Below are 20,953 nucleotides of genomic sequence, written 5' to 3' on the forward strand. Positions count from 1 at the left end.
TTTATTTTTTACTTTTTTGAGCGCTTTTTGTTTTTAGTAGTACCCTTTTTTGACTTAGTGTTTGAAGAAGGACGTTGAGTTTTATTTGTTTTTGCTTTTTTCGAAGAACATGTCTCTCTTCTCATCTGTTTGTTCTCCTCTTTTTCTCTTTTATTTTTCACTACAGGAATTGCTTTTTTATTGTCTTCTTCAATAACAGTTTCTTCTTCTTTATCTTTTTTTCGTTTAGCTATAATCAATGGTTCTACTTTTTTAGAATCGGAAATATGAAGATCCTTCTTATCATTCAGTTTTTCTTTTTCCTCTTCTTTTTTACGTCTTTTAGCAAGCGCTAGCCAGAATCCTGAAAGTAAACCAGTTAGTGTGATGAAGCCTACTGCTTTGCCAAAGTCATCGATAACTCGATTGATGAAATTATTATCATGATGTTTAACATGTTTAGGATCATCTTCTTTGTGTTTATTCTTACCTGATTTAATACCTGAGTGACTTAATACTTCTTTGTAAGATTCTGTTTGACCTATATGACTTTTTACATCATTTTCTCTTAGACGGACGTCTTGTTTATAAGCGTTGTTAGCAGCGCGTTGTTGATTGGAAATTGAATCAAATGAACCTTCTAAACCTACTTCCATGATTTTACGAATACCATTCAGTAACGCGTCTTGGACTTCTTTGATTGATTTAGCACGATGAATTGCATTCATAGTATCTAATTCTATTTGTCTAATACGATTGATTGCCAATTGTCTTTGGTATTGACTTGCTGACATATCATTAATAATTTGTTGAGTTCTATTATTAACAACGTTATTGAGTCTACGTTCAGCTTTATGTTTTTCACCGAGTAAATGAGCTTGTGCAATGATGTGATCGCGTTGCGCTTTGAAATCTTTGAGAATGCGTTTGAGTTCGTCTAGATTTTTTGCATTTTTAATCATGTTATAAACTTTAGATTCAAGATCTTTTAGTTGATGATTGAATTGAGCTTGTTCTTCAGGTGATAAATCAGAAATATGTTTAATTTCTTGTACACCTTCTTGTGTAAGTTTATTAACTTCAGCTTTATTAGCTTCTTTAGCTTTGTCCAATGTAAATTGTCTAGGATCAAAATGATTAATATCATTTAAATCTTTATTTTGATTATTTTCAACATCTTTTACATTAGTTGAATTGTTAATTTTATCAATAGCTTGATCTTTAAGTTTTTGAACTTCAGCTTTAGCTTGTTCTTTTTGCTGTTCGGTTAAAATTTTATCATTATCAATTTCATCTAACTTTTGTTTAGTAGCTTGATCAATTTGTTGTGATGCTTCATCTTTTGCAACTTGAAGTTCTTTTTCAATAACATCTACAGGGACATCGACAATAACTGATGTATCGTTCGCAAGAGTCACTTCAACTTTCGCAGTTAGGTTATCTGCAACTTTATCTGTGTTAGGTAATGAAATGATTCTAACTTTAAGACCATCAGCTAAAGTCATGGCACTTTCAATTTCACTAAGTGTAATCGTAGCACCTCTATGCACGATGACTTTTCCTGTAACTAACGCATCTTGTATGCTTAAATCAGGACGATGAAGTATTGATGGCTGTTGATCAGTATCCCATATTACAATTTTCGCAATGTGGTTAAGACTATCATCTTTAACTTTGTTAATTTGATCTACAGAATTAGAGTTCTCTATTTGTTTAATAGCCTCTTTTTCCGCTTTATTGATTTCAGCAAGTGCGTGTGCTTTTTGCTGGTCAGTCAAATCAGGATTGTTATTGATTGCATCTCGCTTACGTTGTGCTAAATCTTTAATTGATTGTTTAGCTTGTTCTTTTGCAGATATGATATCTTGAGTACCTTTCATTAATTGATCTGCTTTAGCTTTTTCATCTGCAACAGCTTGTTTATTAGTAGCACGATCAATCTCGTTTTTAATGTTCTCGATTGCATGATTTAAATCATCTTTGAGTTTCTCTTTTTCTTGATTAGATAAATTAGGGTTTTGATCAATATTATTCAATAAACCTTTTAATTTTTGATCGATATCATTATTAGCATCAATTTTAGCTTTTGGTAATTCATCAGCATGCGTATGTTTAATAGCTGTTGTTCCTTCATTTTCAGCGTTATAAACGCCTGTATTAGAACTTGCATGATCAATATCAGCATTAGCATGTTTAGCTGCATTCTCTACAGATTTAATAGCTTGTGCTTTTGATTCATCTGTAGCATTAGCATGATTGATTTCATCAAGTTGATGTTTAAGTGCATCGTCAATAGCTTTATGTGCAGCTTGTTGAGCATTTTTAAGGCGTTGTTCACCATTAAGTGCGTCTTTAGCATCTTTAATCGCTTGAGTCATACCTTCAATAACAGTGATATCTAAGTTGTCGCCATCTTTTTTGTTTAAAACATTATTAGCTATATTTATCGCATTATCAAATTGTAATTTTAAATCTTCGTCTGCATTTTGATAATTAATACTATCTTTAGTAGATTGGTTTAATTGTGCAACGGTATCTCTAAGGTCTTTCATTGCATCATTTAGACTTGAAGCATTATCTACTATGTTTGTTATATCTTTAATATTATCAGATTTATTAATCTCATTTGTTAAATAATTGTTTTGAGCATTATTAAGAGTATCAAGTTGTTTTATAAATTGTTTAGATTTCTCTTTAGCTTCGGCAAGACGTTGTTCACCATTTAATGCATCTTTAGTGCTATCAATTGCTTGAGATAATCCTTGAATATCTCTTTCGTTGAGGTTGGCGCCTTTAGTTTTACTTAATGCTTCTCTAGCGTCTTTAATTGCTTTATTAAATTGACGTTTTAAATCATAGTCGGCATTAATGTAATTGATGCTTGATTTAACAGGATTAACTGTTTCTTTTAATTTGGCTTTTAATTCTGACATAGAATTATTTAAATCTGATGCAGTAGAAACGATTTGCGATAAATCTTTTAGATTATCAGTATCATTTGCTTGTTTAATTGAGTCTACACGTTGAGCATTATTTAAATCTTTTAATTGATTAATAAATATCTCAGCTTTAAATTTAGCTTTAGCAAGACGTTGATCACCATTTAATGCTTCTTTAGTATCTTTAATAGACTGAATTAAGCCTTGAACTTCTTCAATTGAAGCAGGTTTACCTGTAGCTTTAGACAATGTATTTCTTGCTTGTTGAAGCGCTTGATCAAATTGATTTTGTAAATCCTCGTCTGCATTGATGTAGTTAACACTCGCATGAACAGGTGTTGCATTACTTATTAAAGCATTGTGTAAATCTTCCATAGCTTTATTTAATTCAGTAACTTTCGAGATTGATTCAGCTAGTGAATTAAGATCTTCTGAATTAGTGATACTATTTTCAGCAACTTTACGTTGAGCATTATTTAAATTTGATAATGTTTGAACGTATTCTTGTGCTTTAGCTTTAGATTTAGCAAGACGTTCTTCCCCGTTGAGAGCATCTTTCGTATCTATAATTGCTTGTTTTAAACCGTCTACTTGATTTTCATCTAAGTCTTTACCTGTTGATTTGGCTAGGGCTTTTCTAGCGTTATTTAATGCTTCATCAAATTGATTTTTAAGATCGTTATCAGCATTAATATAATTTGAGCTCGCTTGAACAGGTGCAGCATTATTGATTAAGCTATCTTTTAATGCATTCATAGCGTCGTCTAAGTTCATAGATTTGTTAATTAGACGAGATAATTTAGTTAATGAATCTGTACTTGCTACATCTTTGAGTGCATGAGTTAATTGAGCTTTATTAATGTGATTTAAACCTTCTATAAATTTATCTGCTTTCAGTTTTGCAGCTTTCAAACGTTCAATACCATTTAAAGAGTCTTTAGTTTCTGAAATTGCATCTTTAAGTGCGTCAACAGCTTCGAAATCTAGGTTTTGACCTTTAGTTTTATTAAGAACATTTCTAGCATTGTTAATCGCTTGTTTAAAGTTATCTCTTAATTGTGTATCTGCATTAATATAGTTGATGCTCGCCTTAGTTGGTGCATAGTTATCGATAATTGATTGAGCTAACTCGTGCATGATGTCATTTAAGTTTGTTCCATCATCAACGATGTGATTAATTTCAATCAAATCATGAGATTGATTGATCTTATCTACTAAAGCGGTTCTTTGAGCATCATTAATTTTATCTAATGAATTAATGTAAGCTAAAGCTTTAGGTCTAGCCTCCACTAATCTAGCGATACCATTTAAGTCATTTTTAGCGTGGCTAATTTGATGAATTGCTTCTTCTATTTCTTGTTGTGTTGCATTTGTTTTAATTACGTTTTGAGCGTGTTCTAAAGCATCATCATATGCTGTGATTCTATCATCATCTGCTTGACGATAATTATCTCCATGCTCAACAGAATCAGCATCATCGATAAATTGTTTTAATTGTCCCATTGCTTTATTTAGAGCTTGGGCATTTGCTTTAGCAGTTGCTATTTCATCAAGTTTAGTAGCATGTTGAACGTTATCTTTGGCTGTTTGTTGTTGACTCGCATTTAAATATTTAAGTTGATCGATAGTATTATTTGCGTCAGTTTTAGCTTCTTGCACACGTTGATCACCATTAAGGTTTTCAGAAGCTTGATTAAGTTGATTTAGAACTTGCTCTACTTGTTCTTTATTAGCATCTGTACCATTAGTTTTATTAATTATAGCTTCTGCATTATTAAGTGATTGATTAAGTGTTTCTTTTCTATCATCTGAAGACTCAGTATAGTTAGGTGACGCTTTATCTATAATCACTTGTTGGGTTTTATCCTTAAGAGCTTTCATGTCGTTATCAAGATCTTTAGCTTGTTGGAGCAATTGTTTTACTTCTGTTCTTAAAGGCGCATTTTTAATCGCTTTAACAATTGATTGTTTTTGTGCGTCATTAAGGTTTTTCATATCATCAATGTCATATTGTGCTTTAGCTTTATCGTAGGCTAATTTTTCACCGCCAAGTAGATTGTTCTCAGCAGCCAATACTCTATTTTTTATAATATCAACTTTATTAGGTTCTAATGTTGGATTAGTAGTTTGATTAATCAAATCTTTAGCTTCTGTTACTTTTTGATCATACTGGTCTTGGAATTTAGAATCCTCGTTTAAGTACTTACTACTATTTTTCACATTATTACTTTCAGCTACGACATTTTCTAAAGATTTCATTGCTTGATCAAGTGCTTGCGCGTTATTTAAGTTTTCTGCTACTTCACTACGAGTTTTAGAATTAGTATTTTTGTTGATGATTTGTTCGCGTTGTGCTGTATTAAGATGAGTTAAACCATTAATTGTGTTTGCAGCATCTTGTTTTGCTTGGGCAAGTTTTTGATCACCGTGTAGGTTGCTTTGAGCAGCTTCAAGTCCATGCGTTAAGTTATTTATTACAGTTGGATCCATTTCAGGGTTATCCTGTCTATAAATAACTTTTTCTATGTTTTGAAGTGCTTGTTTATAAGCATCTTGTTCAGGTTGATCTTCATTAATAAATTGGCTACTATTCAAGACATTTGTACTTTGATCGAAGACATTGTTAAGTGCATTCATAGCTTTATTTAATGCTTGCGCTTTATCTAGAGCTTGAGTCACTTCAGCTCTTGTATCTGCGCCATAGATTTGTTTAGCAATGTCGCCACTTTGAGGTGAAGTTAAACTTGATAATTTACGTAATTGTTTAGCAGCTTCGTCTTTGGCAATGTTAAGTTTATTTAAGCCATGAAGGTTATTTTTCGCATTTCGAACATTATCAATGGCACTTTGGATGTCGCTAACAGACATTGTTGGTTGAGTCGTTTGATGCAATATATTCTCTACGTTTGTGACAGCATTATCATACGCCTGTTGTTCGGCAGGGTCTTCATTAATATAATCACTAGAATTTTTAACTTGATCTTTATCTTTGATACTATTTTCCAAAGCTTTCATCATGTTATTTAAAACATCTGCTTGTCCTATGATTTGTTGAACCTCAGCTCTAGTTGGTGCATTGTCAATTTGTTCATTAAATGCTTGTTGTTGAGCTGTGTTTAAATGATTCAATGTAGAAATAGTTTGATGAGCAGTTTGTTTATCTCCGTTTAGTAATTTTACACCATTTAAGGCATCTTTAGCCTGATTAACTTGTTGAGTCAACTGTTCAATTGTGTCTTTATTTAATGTTGGATTGTGCTCATTGATAACACTTTCTGCATCAGTTACTGCATGATTATAAGCTTGTTGTTTATCTTCGTTTTCATTGATGTATCTACTTTCTTGTCTTACAGTCGCTTGATCTTGAATACTGTTTCTTAGTTTACCCATTGCATCATTAAGTTCTTGTGCAATATGCATTTGCTGAGTAACGTTATCTCTGGTTGTAGCTTTATTAATAAGTGCTTTTTCAGCAATTTTCTGAGGAGTGTTTAAATTACTTAAGCTATCGATAACGTTATTGGCATTTTCTTTAGCTACTTGTAATTTATGTTCTCCCTCAAAAGCAGTAACTTTTTGTTTTATTTTATTAATCGTATTTTCGATTTCGTCATTTGACATAGTAGGTTGTGTCGTTTGATCAATGATTGCTTGGCCCTGTGCAATAGCATCGTTATACGCTTGTTGCGCTGTACTATCTTCATTAACATAATTGCTAGTTTTTCTTACGCTATCTTGTTGTCCCACAATGTCTTTAAGTTTTTGCATTTCGGAATCTAAAGCTCTAGCTTTGTTGTAGACATTATTAACATCAGAAACTCTAGTTGCTTGTTGTATTTCATGTGTTAAAGCTTCTTTTTGAGCTTGGTTAAGATTATCTAAATGATTTACTGCATATGTTTGTGTGCGTTTATCATCATTAAGTACACGTTCGCCGTGAAGGTTATTCTTAGTTGTTTGAACATTTGAAGTATCACGCTCTATTACTAAAGGATCCATAGTTGGATTAGAAGTTTGATTAATAATTTGTTGAGCATGATCTACAGCATTGTCATAAGCATTTTGAATACTTGGTACTTCATTGATGTAATTGCTTGTTTGTTTAATATCATTAGCATCAGCAATACTGTCTCTTAATTTTTTCATTGCTGTATCTAATGGTTTAGCTTTATTAACTGTAGCAACGATGTCTGGTCGTGTTTGGGCTTGTTGAATTTCATGATTTAGCTCGTCTTTTTGAGCTTGGTTCAAGCTCTTCATTTGATTAATATGTTCAGTTGCTTGTTGTTTATCTTGTTCTAATTTTTGTTCTCCATGAAGATCATTTTTAGCAGCGTCTAGTTTTTGAGTAACTTCATTAATATTTTCTGGAGACATATTAGGGTTGTCTTGTTGATCTACAATTTGTTTAGCTTGGTTTACATAGTTATCATAGTTTCCTTTTTGAGCTGTATCTTCATTAATGTAATTACTAGTTTGTTTTACAGTTTCATTGCCAGCTAATGCGTCTTCTAATTTTTTCATCGCATCGTTAAGTTGGTTGGCTAATTTAGCTACACTTTGAACACCAGGTCTCGTAGTTGCATCACGAATTTCTTCATCAAGTTCTTGTCTTTGCGCATGGTTTAAATGCGTTAAATGATCTAAAGTATCTTTTGCATTTGTCTTATCAGTCGCAAGTTTTTGATCTCCATGTAAATTGTCTTTAGCTTGAGTAACTTCATTTACAATATTTTGAACATCACTATTGGATAATGTAGGGTCAGGATTGTCGTTGATAATGTTCTTAGCTTTTGTTACCGCTTGATTATAAGCTGCTTGTTGTTCAGGGTCTTCATTAATATATTTGCTACTATGAAGAACTTGTTCATTATCAGCAATTGAATCTCTCAGTGCTTTCATTGTGTTGTTAAGTTGTTTTGCATTTTCCAATACTTGAGCAACTTGAGTTCTAGTCGGTGCATTGAAAATGTCATCAACTAGCTTGCCATGTTGACCGTTAGTCAAATTGTTAAAGTTGTTTAATTGTGATGAGGCCTCTTTTTGGGCTTCAAGCAATTTATCGCTACCATGTAAATTATTAAGTGCTTGATTAACATTTGCTAAAGCTTTATCTATTTCTCCTTTGTCCATAGTAGGAGGTTGAGCATTGATTAAATCTTTAGCAGCTTGAATTGCTTTATCGTAGGCATTTTTTTGAGTAGGATCTTCATTAATATAATCACTACTTTGTTTAACGTTACTAGCGTTGTTGATAGCTTGTTGCAATTGTTTCATTGAGTCATTTAATTGATTAGCGTCATTAATGATGTTATTCACTTGTGCTTTAGTTGACGCTTGATTAATCAATTCACGTTCTTTATTCTTTTGAGCCTCTGTTAGTCCATCTAATTTATCAATAGCTTGATTACCAGTTGTTTTAGCTTCAGTTAACTTAGCTTCCCCATTTAAGTTGTTTTGAGCATTAATGATAGTCTGAGTCGTTTTATTAATTACATCTTTGTTAAGCTCTGGTGGTTGTGACGTTGTAATAATTTGAGTACCTTGGTTGATGGCAGAATCATAGTTAACTTGATTAGTGTGATCAGCATTAATGTATTTACTTTCTGTTTTGACTTGATTTTCTTTATCTACTTCAGCTCTAAGAGATTTCATGGCTTCATTAAGTTCTTTTGCTTTTTGAAGTGCCTCTTGAACACCAGGTATAGTTTGAGATTGATTAACTAATGTTTTTTCTGCTAATACTTGTCCAGGATTAAGTGATTCTAATCGATCAATTTGACTATTAGCTTGATCTTTCGATTCTTGTAGTTTTTGTTCACCATGTAAAGCTTCACTTGCACTTTGTAATTGATTTAATGCTTGCTCAATTGTAGTTTTATCTAAAGTTTTATCAGGTACTGCATTAATGATATTCTTCGCTTTTTGTAAAGCATCATTATAAGCATTTTGAGAGGCTGGGTCTTCATTAATATAGTTACTTGATTGTTTAATGCTATTCTCTAGATGAACTTCGTTCTCTAACTGATGCATCGCTTCATTTAATGCTTTAGCGTTATTTAAATCACTTTGAACTTCTGTTCTTGAAGGTGCACTATTAATTTCTTTGTGCTCTGCTTGTCTTTGAGGGTCATTCAAGTTTCTTAATTGATCTATTTCGTTATTAGCATCTTGTTGAGCTTTTTGTAATTTTTGTTCTCCATGAAGATCGCCTTTTGCTAGTTCTATATTTTGAATAGCATTACTAATATCATTTTTACTTAATACATCAGTAGTATTTCCACTGATGATGTCTTGTCCGCTTTGAATAGCTTTATCATATATTCTTTGAATTTCAGGGTCTTCATTCAAATAATTGCTTTGCTTATGAACGCTAGGTTGTTGTTCAACTAATGATTTGAGTTTGCCCATTTCGCTATTAAGTTCATTTGCTTGGTTAACAATTTCTGCTACTTTTTGTTTAGTTGTAGCTTGATTAATTAAATTATTTAGAGCTTGTTTTTGTTTATCATTTAAGTTCGGTAAATGATTTATAGTTTCATTAGATTCATTTTGGCTTTGAGTTAATTTATCTGCACCATGTAATGCATCTTTAGTTTCTTTTACTTTTTGAGCAGCAGCATTAATTTCTCTTGGATCCATCGTTGGATCATTTTGTTGATTTAACAAATGTTCAGCATTACTCAAAGCATTATCATAAGCTATTTTCTTATCTGGATCTTCGTTAATGTAGTTACTAGAGTTAAGCGTATCGTTTTTGTCGGCAATACTTTGTTTCAATTCTTTCATTGCTTGATTTAAAACTTTAGTTTGTTCTAATTGATGTTCCACAGCTGTTCTAGTTTCAGATGCTTGAATATCCTGAACTTCTTTGGCAGTTTGAGCACGATTTAAGTTATTCAAACCATAAACATCATTTATTGCGTTGTTTTTGGCTTGTTGTAATTTTTGTTCTCCATGTAATCCATGTTCAGCGCTATTAATTTGTTGAATAACATTACTAATGTCACTTCCATTCATTGTTGGATCGTTATGTGCATCAATAATTGCTTGTCCTTTTTTAATAGCATTATCATAAGCTTCTTTTTGAGGTGTATCCTCGTTGATATAGTCACTAGTTTGTCTAATATTAGAAGCTTTTGCGACAGCTGCTTTTAATTCTTCCATTTCATTATTAAGGAATTTAGCTTCTTTTAATTTTTTACTTATCTCAGTTCTATGTGTTAACTGATCTATAGCTTCATCTAAGGCGTGTTTTTGAGAATCAGTTAAACCTGTTAAGTTTCCAATTTCTTGTTTAGCATTATTTTTATCGTCTTGAAGTTTTTGAGCTCCATTTAAAGCATGTTTTGCGTTCTCTAATGCTTGAGTAGCTTGATTAACACTTTGAGGATCCATAGTCGCATTAGTTTCAGTAATAATATTGTTGATATTATTAACAGCATTATCATAAGCGTGTTGTTGAGTAGAATCTGCATTTGTATAATCACTACTTTGTCGTACTTGATCTTGATCCTTAATACTAACTCTCATAGCCTTCATAGCCTTCATAGCGTTATTAAGCTCTTTAGCTTTTTGTAATTCTTGAGATAATCCATCTAATGTCGTTGCATTGTTTAAATTATCTTCAAGTTTTTTACGTTGCGGTTGATTAAGGCTATTTAATGTACCAAGTTCTTTGAGTGCCTCTTTTTGAGCAGCGTCAAATCTTGATTGACCATTTAATGCGTTTTGAGCATCATCAATTTTATTAATCAATTTTTGAAGTTTAAGATGATCTAATGTATCAGGATGATTATCTATTAATTCTTTAGCTTCTTTAATAGCATTATCATAAGCCTGTTTAGTAGCATCGTCAGCATTAACATAATTACCTGATTGATGTACTATGCTTTGTTTTGCAATTTGATCTTTAATGTCTGACATATCACTATTTAATTGTTTAGCAATATCTAGTTGTTTTTTAACTTCGGCTCTAGTATCAGCGTTATCAATTAATGGTTTAAAGTGAGCTTTTTGTTCATTAGTTAAATCATTTAAATGATTTAATTGATCATTTGCTTCTTGTTTAGCTTGTTCTAATTTTTGCTCGCCATGTAAATGATTAACAGCATTCTGGATGTTGTGAAGCGCATCATCAATTTTATTTTTATCTAATGTTGGATTAGAAGTTTGATTGATAATATCTTTAGCAGCGTTTATAGCGTTGTTATATGCTTTTTGTTGTTCTGTATCTTCATTCTCAAACTTACTACTAGATGTAATTGCTGGATCTTGATTAACTTGATCTTCAAGTTGTTTCATGGCATTATCCAGTGCTTTCGCTTCTTTAAGTTTTTCTGCTACTTGCTCTCTAGTTGTAGCGCCATCGATAGCTTGTTTTAAAGCATCTTTTTGTGGTTGATTAAGATGCGTCATATGATCAATTGAATTATTAGAAGTGTCTTTTTCATTTTGTAGACGTTGCTCACCATGTAAATTATCTGTTGCTGTTTTAATATTATTTAATGCTTTAATGATATCTTGTGGATTGATATTTGGATTATTAGTATTTTTGATAATGTCTTCAGCATGTTTAATCGCGTCGTCATATGCTTGTTTTTGAGCAGAATCTTCATTGAAATAGTTACTACTTGAATGAACGCTATCCTTAAGGGCAACTTGATTTTTAAGTTGTTCCATTGCGTTATTAAGTTGCTTAGCTTGTTCAAGTTCTTGTTTGATATCATCTCTACTATCAGAATGGTTAATTAATTCTTTAAGTTTCTCACGTTGGGCATCTGTTAAGTTAGTCAAATTATTTAGCTCTTTTGAAGCAGTAGTTTTATCTTGATTTAATTTTTCTACTCCATGAAGGGCTTGTTCAGCATTTTGTACAGCCTGAGTAGCTTGTTCTATAGTGCCTTTATTGAGTTCTGGATTTTGAGTCGCATTAATAATATCTTCAGCACGTTGAACAGCTTGATCATAATTTGCTTTTACAGTTGGATCTTCATTTAAATATTTGCTTTCGGATTTAACTTGATCTTGGTTAGCGATACTTTGTCTTAAAGCTCCCATAGCACGATCTAAATCTTGAGCAGTTTGCAAGTTTTGTTGAACTTGCTCAAGTGTAGGTGATTGATTAACTAATTGTTTCTCAGCAGTTTTTTGAGCGTTATTTAAATTAGTTAAGTTAGTTATGGTTTGATTCGCAGTATTTTGAGCTTCTTCTAATCTATGATCACCATCTAATGCAACTTTGGTATTATTTACTGTTTGTGTTGCTCTTGAAACATCGTCTTTATTAATAGTTGGTTGATTTGTACCATTAATGATGTCTTTAGCATGCTGAACAGCTTGATCATATGCTTGTTTTTTTGTTGGTTCAGCATTAATGTAGTTACCATTTGAAATAATTGTGGCATTATCTTTAATACTCTCTTTTAAAGCACCCATTAAACCATTTAATTCTTGAGCTGCAGTTATATTTTGATTCACATTCGTACGTGTATCTTGACTATCTATTATTGAATCTTCCATGTGTTTCTGAGCATCATTGAGATTTGGTAATTGAGAGATAGCTTGTTTAGCACGATCTTTATCTTGTTGTAACTTAGTATCACCATGCAAATTCGACTCAGCTCGTGTAACGGCGTTAGTTAAATTATTAATAGTGTTTGTATCTAATGTTGCTTGAGTTTCATCGATAACCTGTTGTGCATTGGTAACAGCGTTATCATATGCTTGTTGTTCAGGTTGATCTTCGTTTATATACTTACTACTATTTTTAATCTCTGCTTTATCTTTTATGCTTTCTCTTAAACCATGCATAGCAGTATTTAAAGTTTTTGAAGATTCAAGTAATTGATTAACCTCTGTACGAGTTGTTGCAGCTTTAACTTTTGCAATTTCCGCAGTTTTTTGTGGGTCATTAAGACTCGTTAAACCACTTATCTCAGTTTCTGCTGATTGTTGCTCTTTTTTGAGTTTTTGAATACCGTGTAAAGCATTTTCCGTATTATTAACAGTGTGAGTTAATTGTTCTATTTCTGCTTTATCTAAGACTGGATGAGTATTGTTATTAATAGTACTTTCAGCATTATTAACTGCATTATTATAATCACGTTGTTGAGTTGGATCTTCATTGATATAATTACTACCTTGTTTGACTTGGTTTGTATTTTGAATGCTATCTCTTAAAGCTTTCATCGCAGTATTTAATCCATTAGCTTGAGTTAATAGTTCTTGAACTTTAGGTCGAGTTTCTGCATTAGAAATGAGTTTATTTATTTCGCGTTTTTGACCATCGTTAAGACTAGTTAAACCATTTACATCCTGAGTTGCAGATTGTTTAGCTGAAGCTAATTGACTTACACCATCGAGTGCTTGTTGAGTTTGTTGAACACGTGTTAACGCTTGTTGAATTTTATCTTTATTTAATTCAACTTGAGGTGCGGCGTTAATGATGTTTTCAGCATTTTGTAGAGCTTGGTCGTAGGCGGAGATCTTTGTAGGATCAGCATTGATATAAGCACTACTATGTCTTACTTCATCTTTATTGTTAATACCATCTCTTAAGGCTTTCATTGCATCATTTAACGCTTTAGCAGATGCTAAATCTTGTGCAACGTCAGTTCTTGTTGTTGCTTGATTTACTTGATTCTTTTCAGCACTTATTTGTTGAGGATTTAAGCTCGTTAATCCCTCTATCTCCCTATTAGCATTTTGTTGATCAGTGTGTAATTTATTTTCACCATCTAATGCATTTTTAGTTGTGTTGATTTGGTTAGTTGCTTGTTCAATTTCACTTTTATTCATTACTGGATCGTGTGTTTTATTAATAATGTTTTGTCCAGCTCGAATTGCTGCATCGTAATTATTTTTAGGTTGTTGATCTTCATTGAAATAGTTACTTTGTTGATGAACTTGATTTTGTTGATTAACAGCATCTCTTAACAATTTCATAGCATTATTTAATTCTTTATCAGTAGTTAATTGTTGGTTAACATCTGGAATTGTGGTTTGTGCTTGAATATTTTGGATTGCTTTTTGACGTTGTGCATCGTTTAATCCTGAGAGTTTATTAATTTCACTAATAGCATTATTTTTAGCATTGTCAAGAAGACGTGCTCCATGTAATGCATTTTGAGCATTAGTTAAGTTTTGAACTTTTTGTTCAATTACTGTTTTATCTAAAGTAGGCTTACTACTTTCATTAATGATTGATTGTGCTTGTTGAAGCGCTTGATCGTATGCGCTTTTATGTTCAGGAGTCTCATTAATATAATCACTACTTTGTTTTACTCTAGTACTTTCGGCAACTTTATCTCTCAACTGTTTCATTGAGTTATTCAAAGCTTTAGCTTCGTTAAGTTGATTTGCAACGTCAGTTCTAGTAGTTGAACTATTTACAAGAGCCTCTTCTCCAGTTTTTTGAGGATCATTTAAATAACCTAATTGATTGATAGTTTGATTAGCTTCATTTTTAGCTTGTTGTAATTTATTAGCACCATGTAAAGCATTTTTAGCGTTATTGATTTGATTAATAGCTTGGTCAATTGTTGTTTTATTCATAATTGGATTTTGTTGACCGCTAATAATGTCTTCGCCATTATCAATTGCATTATTATAAGCATTTTGTTGAGCTGTATCTTCATTAATATAGTCACTTGAATGGTGAACTTGATCCTTAGCGTTGACCAAATTACGCAAAGTTTTCATAGATTGATCTAATGCTTGAGCTTCACTTAAAGTGCTAGAAACTTGGTCTCTAGTTTTAGCTGAACTTATAGTGTTATTTTCATTGGATTTTTGGGCATTAGTTAAACCATTGAGATTGTTAATTGTTGCTTGAGCATCTTGTTTAGCTTTAGCTAATTTAGTTTCTCCATTTAAGTTATTAATCGCTGAATTAATTTGATTAATAGCTTGTTGAATTGAATTTTTATCTAATTCAGGGTGCTGAGTTTTATCTTTAATTGCTTCAGCATTCGCTATGGTAGAAGTATAAGCGTTTTGTTGAGCTGTATCTTCATTTATATACTTACTACTACTTAAAACATTATTCTTATCATTTATAAGATTATTAAGTTGTTCCATCACTTTATTAAGTTCTTTAGCTTTACTTAATTGTGATGCAACTTCTGGTCTTGTTTGAACTCCATTAATCAATTCTTTTTCTTTAGTTCTCTGAGCATTTGTAAGTTGATTTAATGAATTTATCGTATTATCCGCATCTTCTTTAGCTTTACGAAGCTGAGCTTCACCATCTAAGGCATTTTTGGTAGTTATAATAGCTTGTGCTTTTTGATTAATAATATTTGGATCTAAAGTCGCTTGTTTTTCATCAATAATACCTTTAGCTGTATTAATAGCATCTGTATAAGCTTGTTGTTTATCTGGTTCAGCATTAATGTAATTACTTTGAGTCGGTACATTAGCGTTATCAGTAATGTTTTGTCTTAGCGTATGCATTGCATTGTTAATAGTTTTAGCTTTTTCCAACTCTGATGATATCTTAGTTCGTGTATTAGAGCTATCTATTACGCCTTTAATAGCCTCTTTTTGAGGTGTGTTTAAATTAGATAATTTATTTAAAGAATTATTTGCACTAGTTTTATCAGCTTCTAATTTTTGTTCACCATGAAGTTCTGATTTCTTAGTATTAATATTATTTATTGCTTGTATAACAGTATTGTTATTTAATATTGGATCAGAAGTTTTATCAATGATAGTTTGTCCCTCAGTAATAGCGTTGTTATAGGCAGTTTTCTGAGGTTGATCTTCATTAATATAGTTACTTGTTGATTGAACTTGACTTTGATCATTAACTAATGATTTTAAAGAGCCCATTGAACTATCTAAAGTTTTAGCATCATCAAGTTGTGTTTGAACTTCTGTGCGAGTGTTTTTGTTATTGATTAATGCTTTTTCAGCTGATTTTTGTGCTGGTGTTAAGTGAGTTAAATTATCTATTTCAGTGTCTGCATTATGTTGTGCTTCTTGTAATTTTTGTTGACCATGTAAATTATTTTGAGCTGTAGTCACAGCTTGAGCTTTTTCATTTACAGTGTTTACGCTCATAACAGGATTGCTTGATGCATTTATTAATGTCTGAGCATTTGTTACAGCTTGGTTATATGCTTCTTTAGGTTCATTATCTTCGTTGATATAATTACTACTTGCTTTAATATGATTAACATTATTTACGCTCTCGCGTAACGATTTCATAGCATTATTCAAGTTAGCGTAGTCTTGTAATTGGCTAGTAATATTTGATCTAGTAGTAGCATGCTCAACATTCTCTTTAGCTTTAGCACGTTGTGCATCATTCAAATATGTTAAACCATCAATTGCATTCTTAGCATTAGTTTTAGCTTCAGCTAGTTTATTATTACCGTTCAAATCATTTTTAGTTGAGTTAACTTTTTCAGTAATTTTACTTATCTCACTAGGGTTTAGTTGAGCATTAATTTTATTGGATTCATTAATGATTTGTTTAGCTTGATTAACTGCACTATTATAAGCGTCTTGTTTATCTTTATCCGCATTTATATAGTTGCCTTGTTGAATTTCACTATCGTTGTCTGCGACACTTTGTTTTAATCCAGTCATTGCTGTATTAACGGCATTTGCATTGCCTTTAATTTGATTAACTGATGTTATGTTATCTGAATGATTAATTTGATCAGTTAAAGCTTGGCGTTGAGCATTATTCAAATCATGTAAATCACTTAGATGATTAATAGCTTGTTCTTTAGCTTCAGCTAATCTTTGTTGACCGTCTAACGCGTCTTTAGTTTGTTGTACCATTTGAGCTTTTTGATTTACTACATCACTACTCATTGTTGGGTTATGAGTTTGATTTAAAATCTCATTAGCTGAATTAACAGCGTCATCATAAGCTAGACGTTTATCATTTGATGCATCGATATAATTTTCAGTTTGTTTAACATTTTGATAATTAGAAATGCTGTCAGCTAAAGTTTTCATAGCTTGATTTAATATGTCAGCGTTATTTTGAATAGCTTTTAAGTCACGATAATTACCAGCGCTATTAATTTGTTGAATAAAGTCCTCTTTTTGTGGTGAGTTAAGATTTCCTTCACCATTGATATGTGTAATAAATGGCTGTCTATCTAAAACTAATTGGGATCTTGCGTTATCTAAAGCCTGTTGAATTTTACTTGTCTCACGTGCGGCTGCTCTAATCTCTGCTACTGTAGGACTTCCGCTTAATATACCTTTATCTTTATTTAATTCTTGTTTAGCGGCTTCTAATTTTTCATTATAGTTTTGTAAAGATAGTGTAGTCATGCCCTCTGTATCAGTTTGCTGAGTGATGCTATTTTCAAGTGCTTGCTTAGCTATTTCGAGTGGATCTTTGTCAGGTATTAAAGAATCGCGAGCGTGATTTAGATTCTTAATGACTTGATTAGCATCTGCCACTGCTTGGTTGACTTGTTCTACTGTTAGAGTATCTGGGTGTCTTGTTAATTTATTGATTTTTGTTTTTTCACTAAGTGCTTCACTCAACGAATCATTAAAATCTTCAACTGAGTCGGATGTCATACCGTCAGTGTTAGTACCTGCGTCAATTGCTGTTTGAATATTTTTCATAGCTGTTTTTAAAGGTTGTATATCAACTTTGAGCGCTTGTTTAGCTTGAGTTAATTCATTATTAATTCGCTCTGCGGTCGCTTTATTAGTATTAATAGCTTCAACATTAGGGTTGTTAGCAAGTACGTTATTAATAGTATTGATTTCATCTTTAGCCGCTTGCAGTTTTTGATTGTAGACTTGAACAGACTGCTTTGTCATACCCACAGTACTAGGGGCAGAATCGATATTGTTTTGTAATTGTTGTTTTGCTGATTCTAGAGGTTCTTTATTAACAGTTAAACCATTTATCGCTGATGATAAATTATCAAGTTTTTGGTTTACTTTTTCTATTTCTGTTGAAATCTCTTGATCAGTAGCATTACCATTATTAATTAAAGCTTGAGCTAAATTTGACTCAGCTTGAGCTTCTTGTTTGGCATGTTGATAAGCATTTACAGACTGTTGCGTCATACCTTCCGTATGAATAATTTCATTTATTTTATCTTCAAGTTTAGTTCTCGCTACTTTCAGTGCTTCATTATTTGCTAAAGGTTGAAGTTTATTAATCGCTTCAGTTAATTGTTGGTTAACTTGATTTACTTCTTGTAAAGCTTGATCCACTTCATTTACAGTGCGAATAGCCTTTTGAATTACTGTATTTGCATTATTTTTAGCAGCAGTAATTTGAGATTGTAATGCTTGCATCGCTTTATTATAAGATTCAATACTATTTGGTTTTTTATTGTTAGTATCACCTGTTCTATTCAATCCATTCAATGCATTTTGTAATTTACTTGTATCAGCAGTTAAATGTTGCTTAGCATCATTAAGTGCTTGCAATGCTTGATTAACTTTAGATTTTTCATCCGCAATTTGTTGAGCAGTAGCATCGCCATTATTAATTACTTGATCAGCTTTTTGAAGTTCAGCTTGTGCCGCTTGTTTTTTGGCATTGTAATTTGTAATTGTTTGAGGAGTCATACCATGTGTTGGATCAGGTTGATTTAAAGCTGCTTGTAATTGATTTCTAGCAGTAACTAATTCGTTATTGTTAGCCTTGTTTTCTAGTAAATGTATTGCACTGTCTAACTTGGGTTGAACAGCTTTAATGTTGTTTAATGCGTTATTAACTTGCGAAACGGTTGGGTTACTGTTATCTAAAATTTGTTTAGCTTCATTTTGAGCTGCATTAATCTGATTTTGAATCTTAGCTTTAGCGTCTTGATACTTTTTAATGCTTGCAGGCGTTTTACCCTCAGTACTAACTTGTTCAGTTAATGTATTGTAAGCGGTTTGAAGTTCTGACTTATCAGCTCTCAAATCATTTTTAGCACTATTCAATGCTTGTAAAGCTTGTTCAACTTTATCCTTTTCAGCTGAAATTTGTTGAGCAGTAGCATCACCGTTAGTAATTACTTGCTCAGCTGTTTGAAGTTCAGCTTGTGCCGCTTGTTTTTTGGCATTGTAATTTTGAACAGATTGTTGAGTCATTCCAGTAGTTGAAGGAGTTGAATCAACAGCTTGTTGTAATCGTTGTTTAGCGTTAACTAGTTCGCTATTGTCTGCTTTTTGATGTAATAAGTTGACTGCTTTAGTAACTTCAGGTTGAATAGCTTGGATTTTTCTAAGAGCTTCCTTGACAGTATTAACTGTAGGGTTATCATTCTGAAGTACTGAATTAGCTTCACTTTTAGCATTGTTTATTTGTGAATTAATTTGTGCTATCGCTTTATTATATTCTTTAATACTAGCTGGTGTTTTATCAGAAGTATTAACAGGTTTTGTTAATTCATTATAAGCAGCTTGTAATTGAGATTTATCAGCTCTCAAATCATTTTTGGCTTTATTTAAAGCTGTAGTAGCCTCTTCAACTTTTGTTTTTTCATTAGAAATTTCACTGGCTGATGCATCGCCGTTTGCAATTACTTGATCAGCTTTTTGAAGTTCAGTTTGTGCCGCTTGTTTTTTGGCATTGTAATTAGCTATTGACTGCTCAGTCATACCTTCTGTTGAAGGGACTTGGTTTATAGCGTTTTCTAGTAGTTGTTTTGCATTTACAAGTGCAGAATTATTTTCTTTAGGTTGCAATAAAGCTTCAGCTTGATTTACTTTTGTTTGGACTGCATTAACCTTATTAAGTGCATTTCTAACTTGTTCAACTGAAGGATTATTATTATTAATTACACTATTTGCCTCAGCTTTAGCACTGTCTAGTTCATTTTTAAAGCTATTTAATTCTCGTTCATATCTTTCAACTGACGATGGTTTTTTATCTGTTAAGTTAACTGATTGATTTAAATGATTATAAGCATTTTCTAATTGAGTTTTATCTGCTCTTAAATTATTTTTAGCTTCTGTATACTCTCTTTCGGCTTGGTTAACTCTATTTTTAGCTTCAGTAATTTGTTGAGCAGTAGCATCCCCATTATTAATAACATTAGTGGCATTTTGAATCGCTTGTTCAGCTGCTTGATGTTTATTATTGAAGTTTTGAGTACTTTGTGCTGTCATACCATCAGTTGATACAGTTGTTTGTAATGTTCGTTGTAGTTGATTTTTAGCAGAAACTAATTCACTATTATCTGCTTTATTTTCTAGCAAGTTATTGGCACTAGTTATTTTAGGTTGAACAGCTTTAATTTTATTTAAAGCATCATTAACTTGCGAAACTGTTGGGTTACTGCTATCTAATACTTGTTTTGCCTCATTTTTAGCAGAATCAATTTGTGATCGAATTTTAGCAATAGCATCATTGTATTTATGAATACTAGCTGGTGTTTTACCCTCTGTGCTAATATGTTCAGTTAATTTGTTGTAAGCAGTTTGCAATTGAGATTTATCGGCTCTTAAACCATCTTTTGCATTATTTAAAGCTTGTAACGCTTGATCGACTTTAGTTTTTTCTGCAGCAATTTGTTGAGCACTAGCATTACCATCATCTATTACATGTTGAGCATTATTGAGTTCTGAACGAGCTGCTGCTTGTTTAGCGTTATAAATGTCTACAGTTTGTTGAGTCATTCCTGTAGTTGAAGGAACTTGATTTACGGCATTTTGTAATTGCTGTTTAGCTTGAACTAATGCAGTATTGTTTTCTTTATTTTGTAATAAAGCTTTTGCTTCATTAACTTTAGTTTGCATTTCTCTAACTTTACTTAATGCGTTTCTTACATCTGCTACGCTTGGGTTACTAGCTTTGAGAACATTATCTGCCTGTGCTTTTACATTATTATATTCATTTTTAAACTGATTAAATTTATTATTATAAGCTTCTATTGAAGCAGGTTTTTTATTATTAGTATCTGCCGGTTGAATTAATTGATTATAAGCGCTTTGTAATTCTTCTTTATTAGCTCTCAAACCACTTTTAGCGTCGTTTAGAGCTTGTAAAGCCTGCTCGACTTTAGTTTTTTCTGCAGTAATTTGTTGAGCAGTAGCATCGCCATTATTAA

1 protein-coding gene is annotated in these 20,953 nt (G+C 32.0%); it reads right to left on the bottom strand.

What is annotated here, in order from left to right; translation table 11 throughout:
* Positions 1 to 8 precede the first annotated feature (8 nt).
* Positions 9 to 20,953, bottom strand: a 20,945-nt coding sequence (locus HMPREF2642_RS09550; RefSeq protein WP_070597816.1) for a DUF1542 domain-containing protein, incomplete at its 5' end; no start/stop codon positions are given.

This window comes from Staphylococcus sp. HMSC055A09, from assembly GCF_001809655.1.
In the GTDB taxonomy this organism is placed as follows: Bacteria; Bacillota; Bacilli; order Staphylococcales; family Staphylococcaceae; genus Staphylococcus; species Staphylococcus capitis.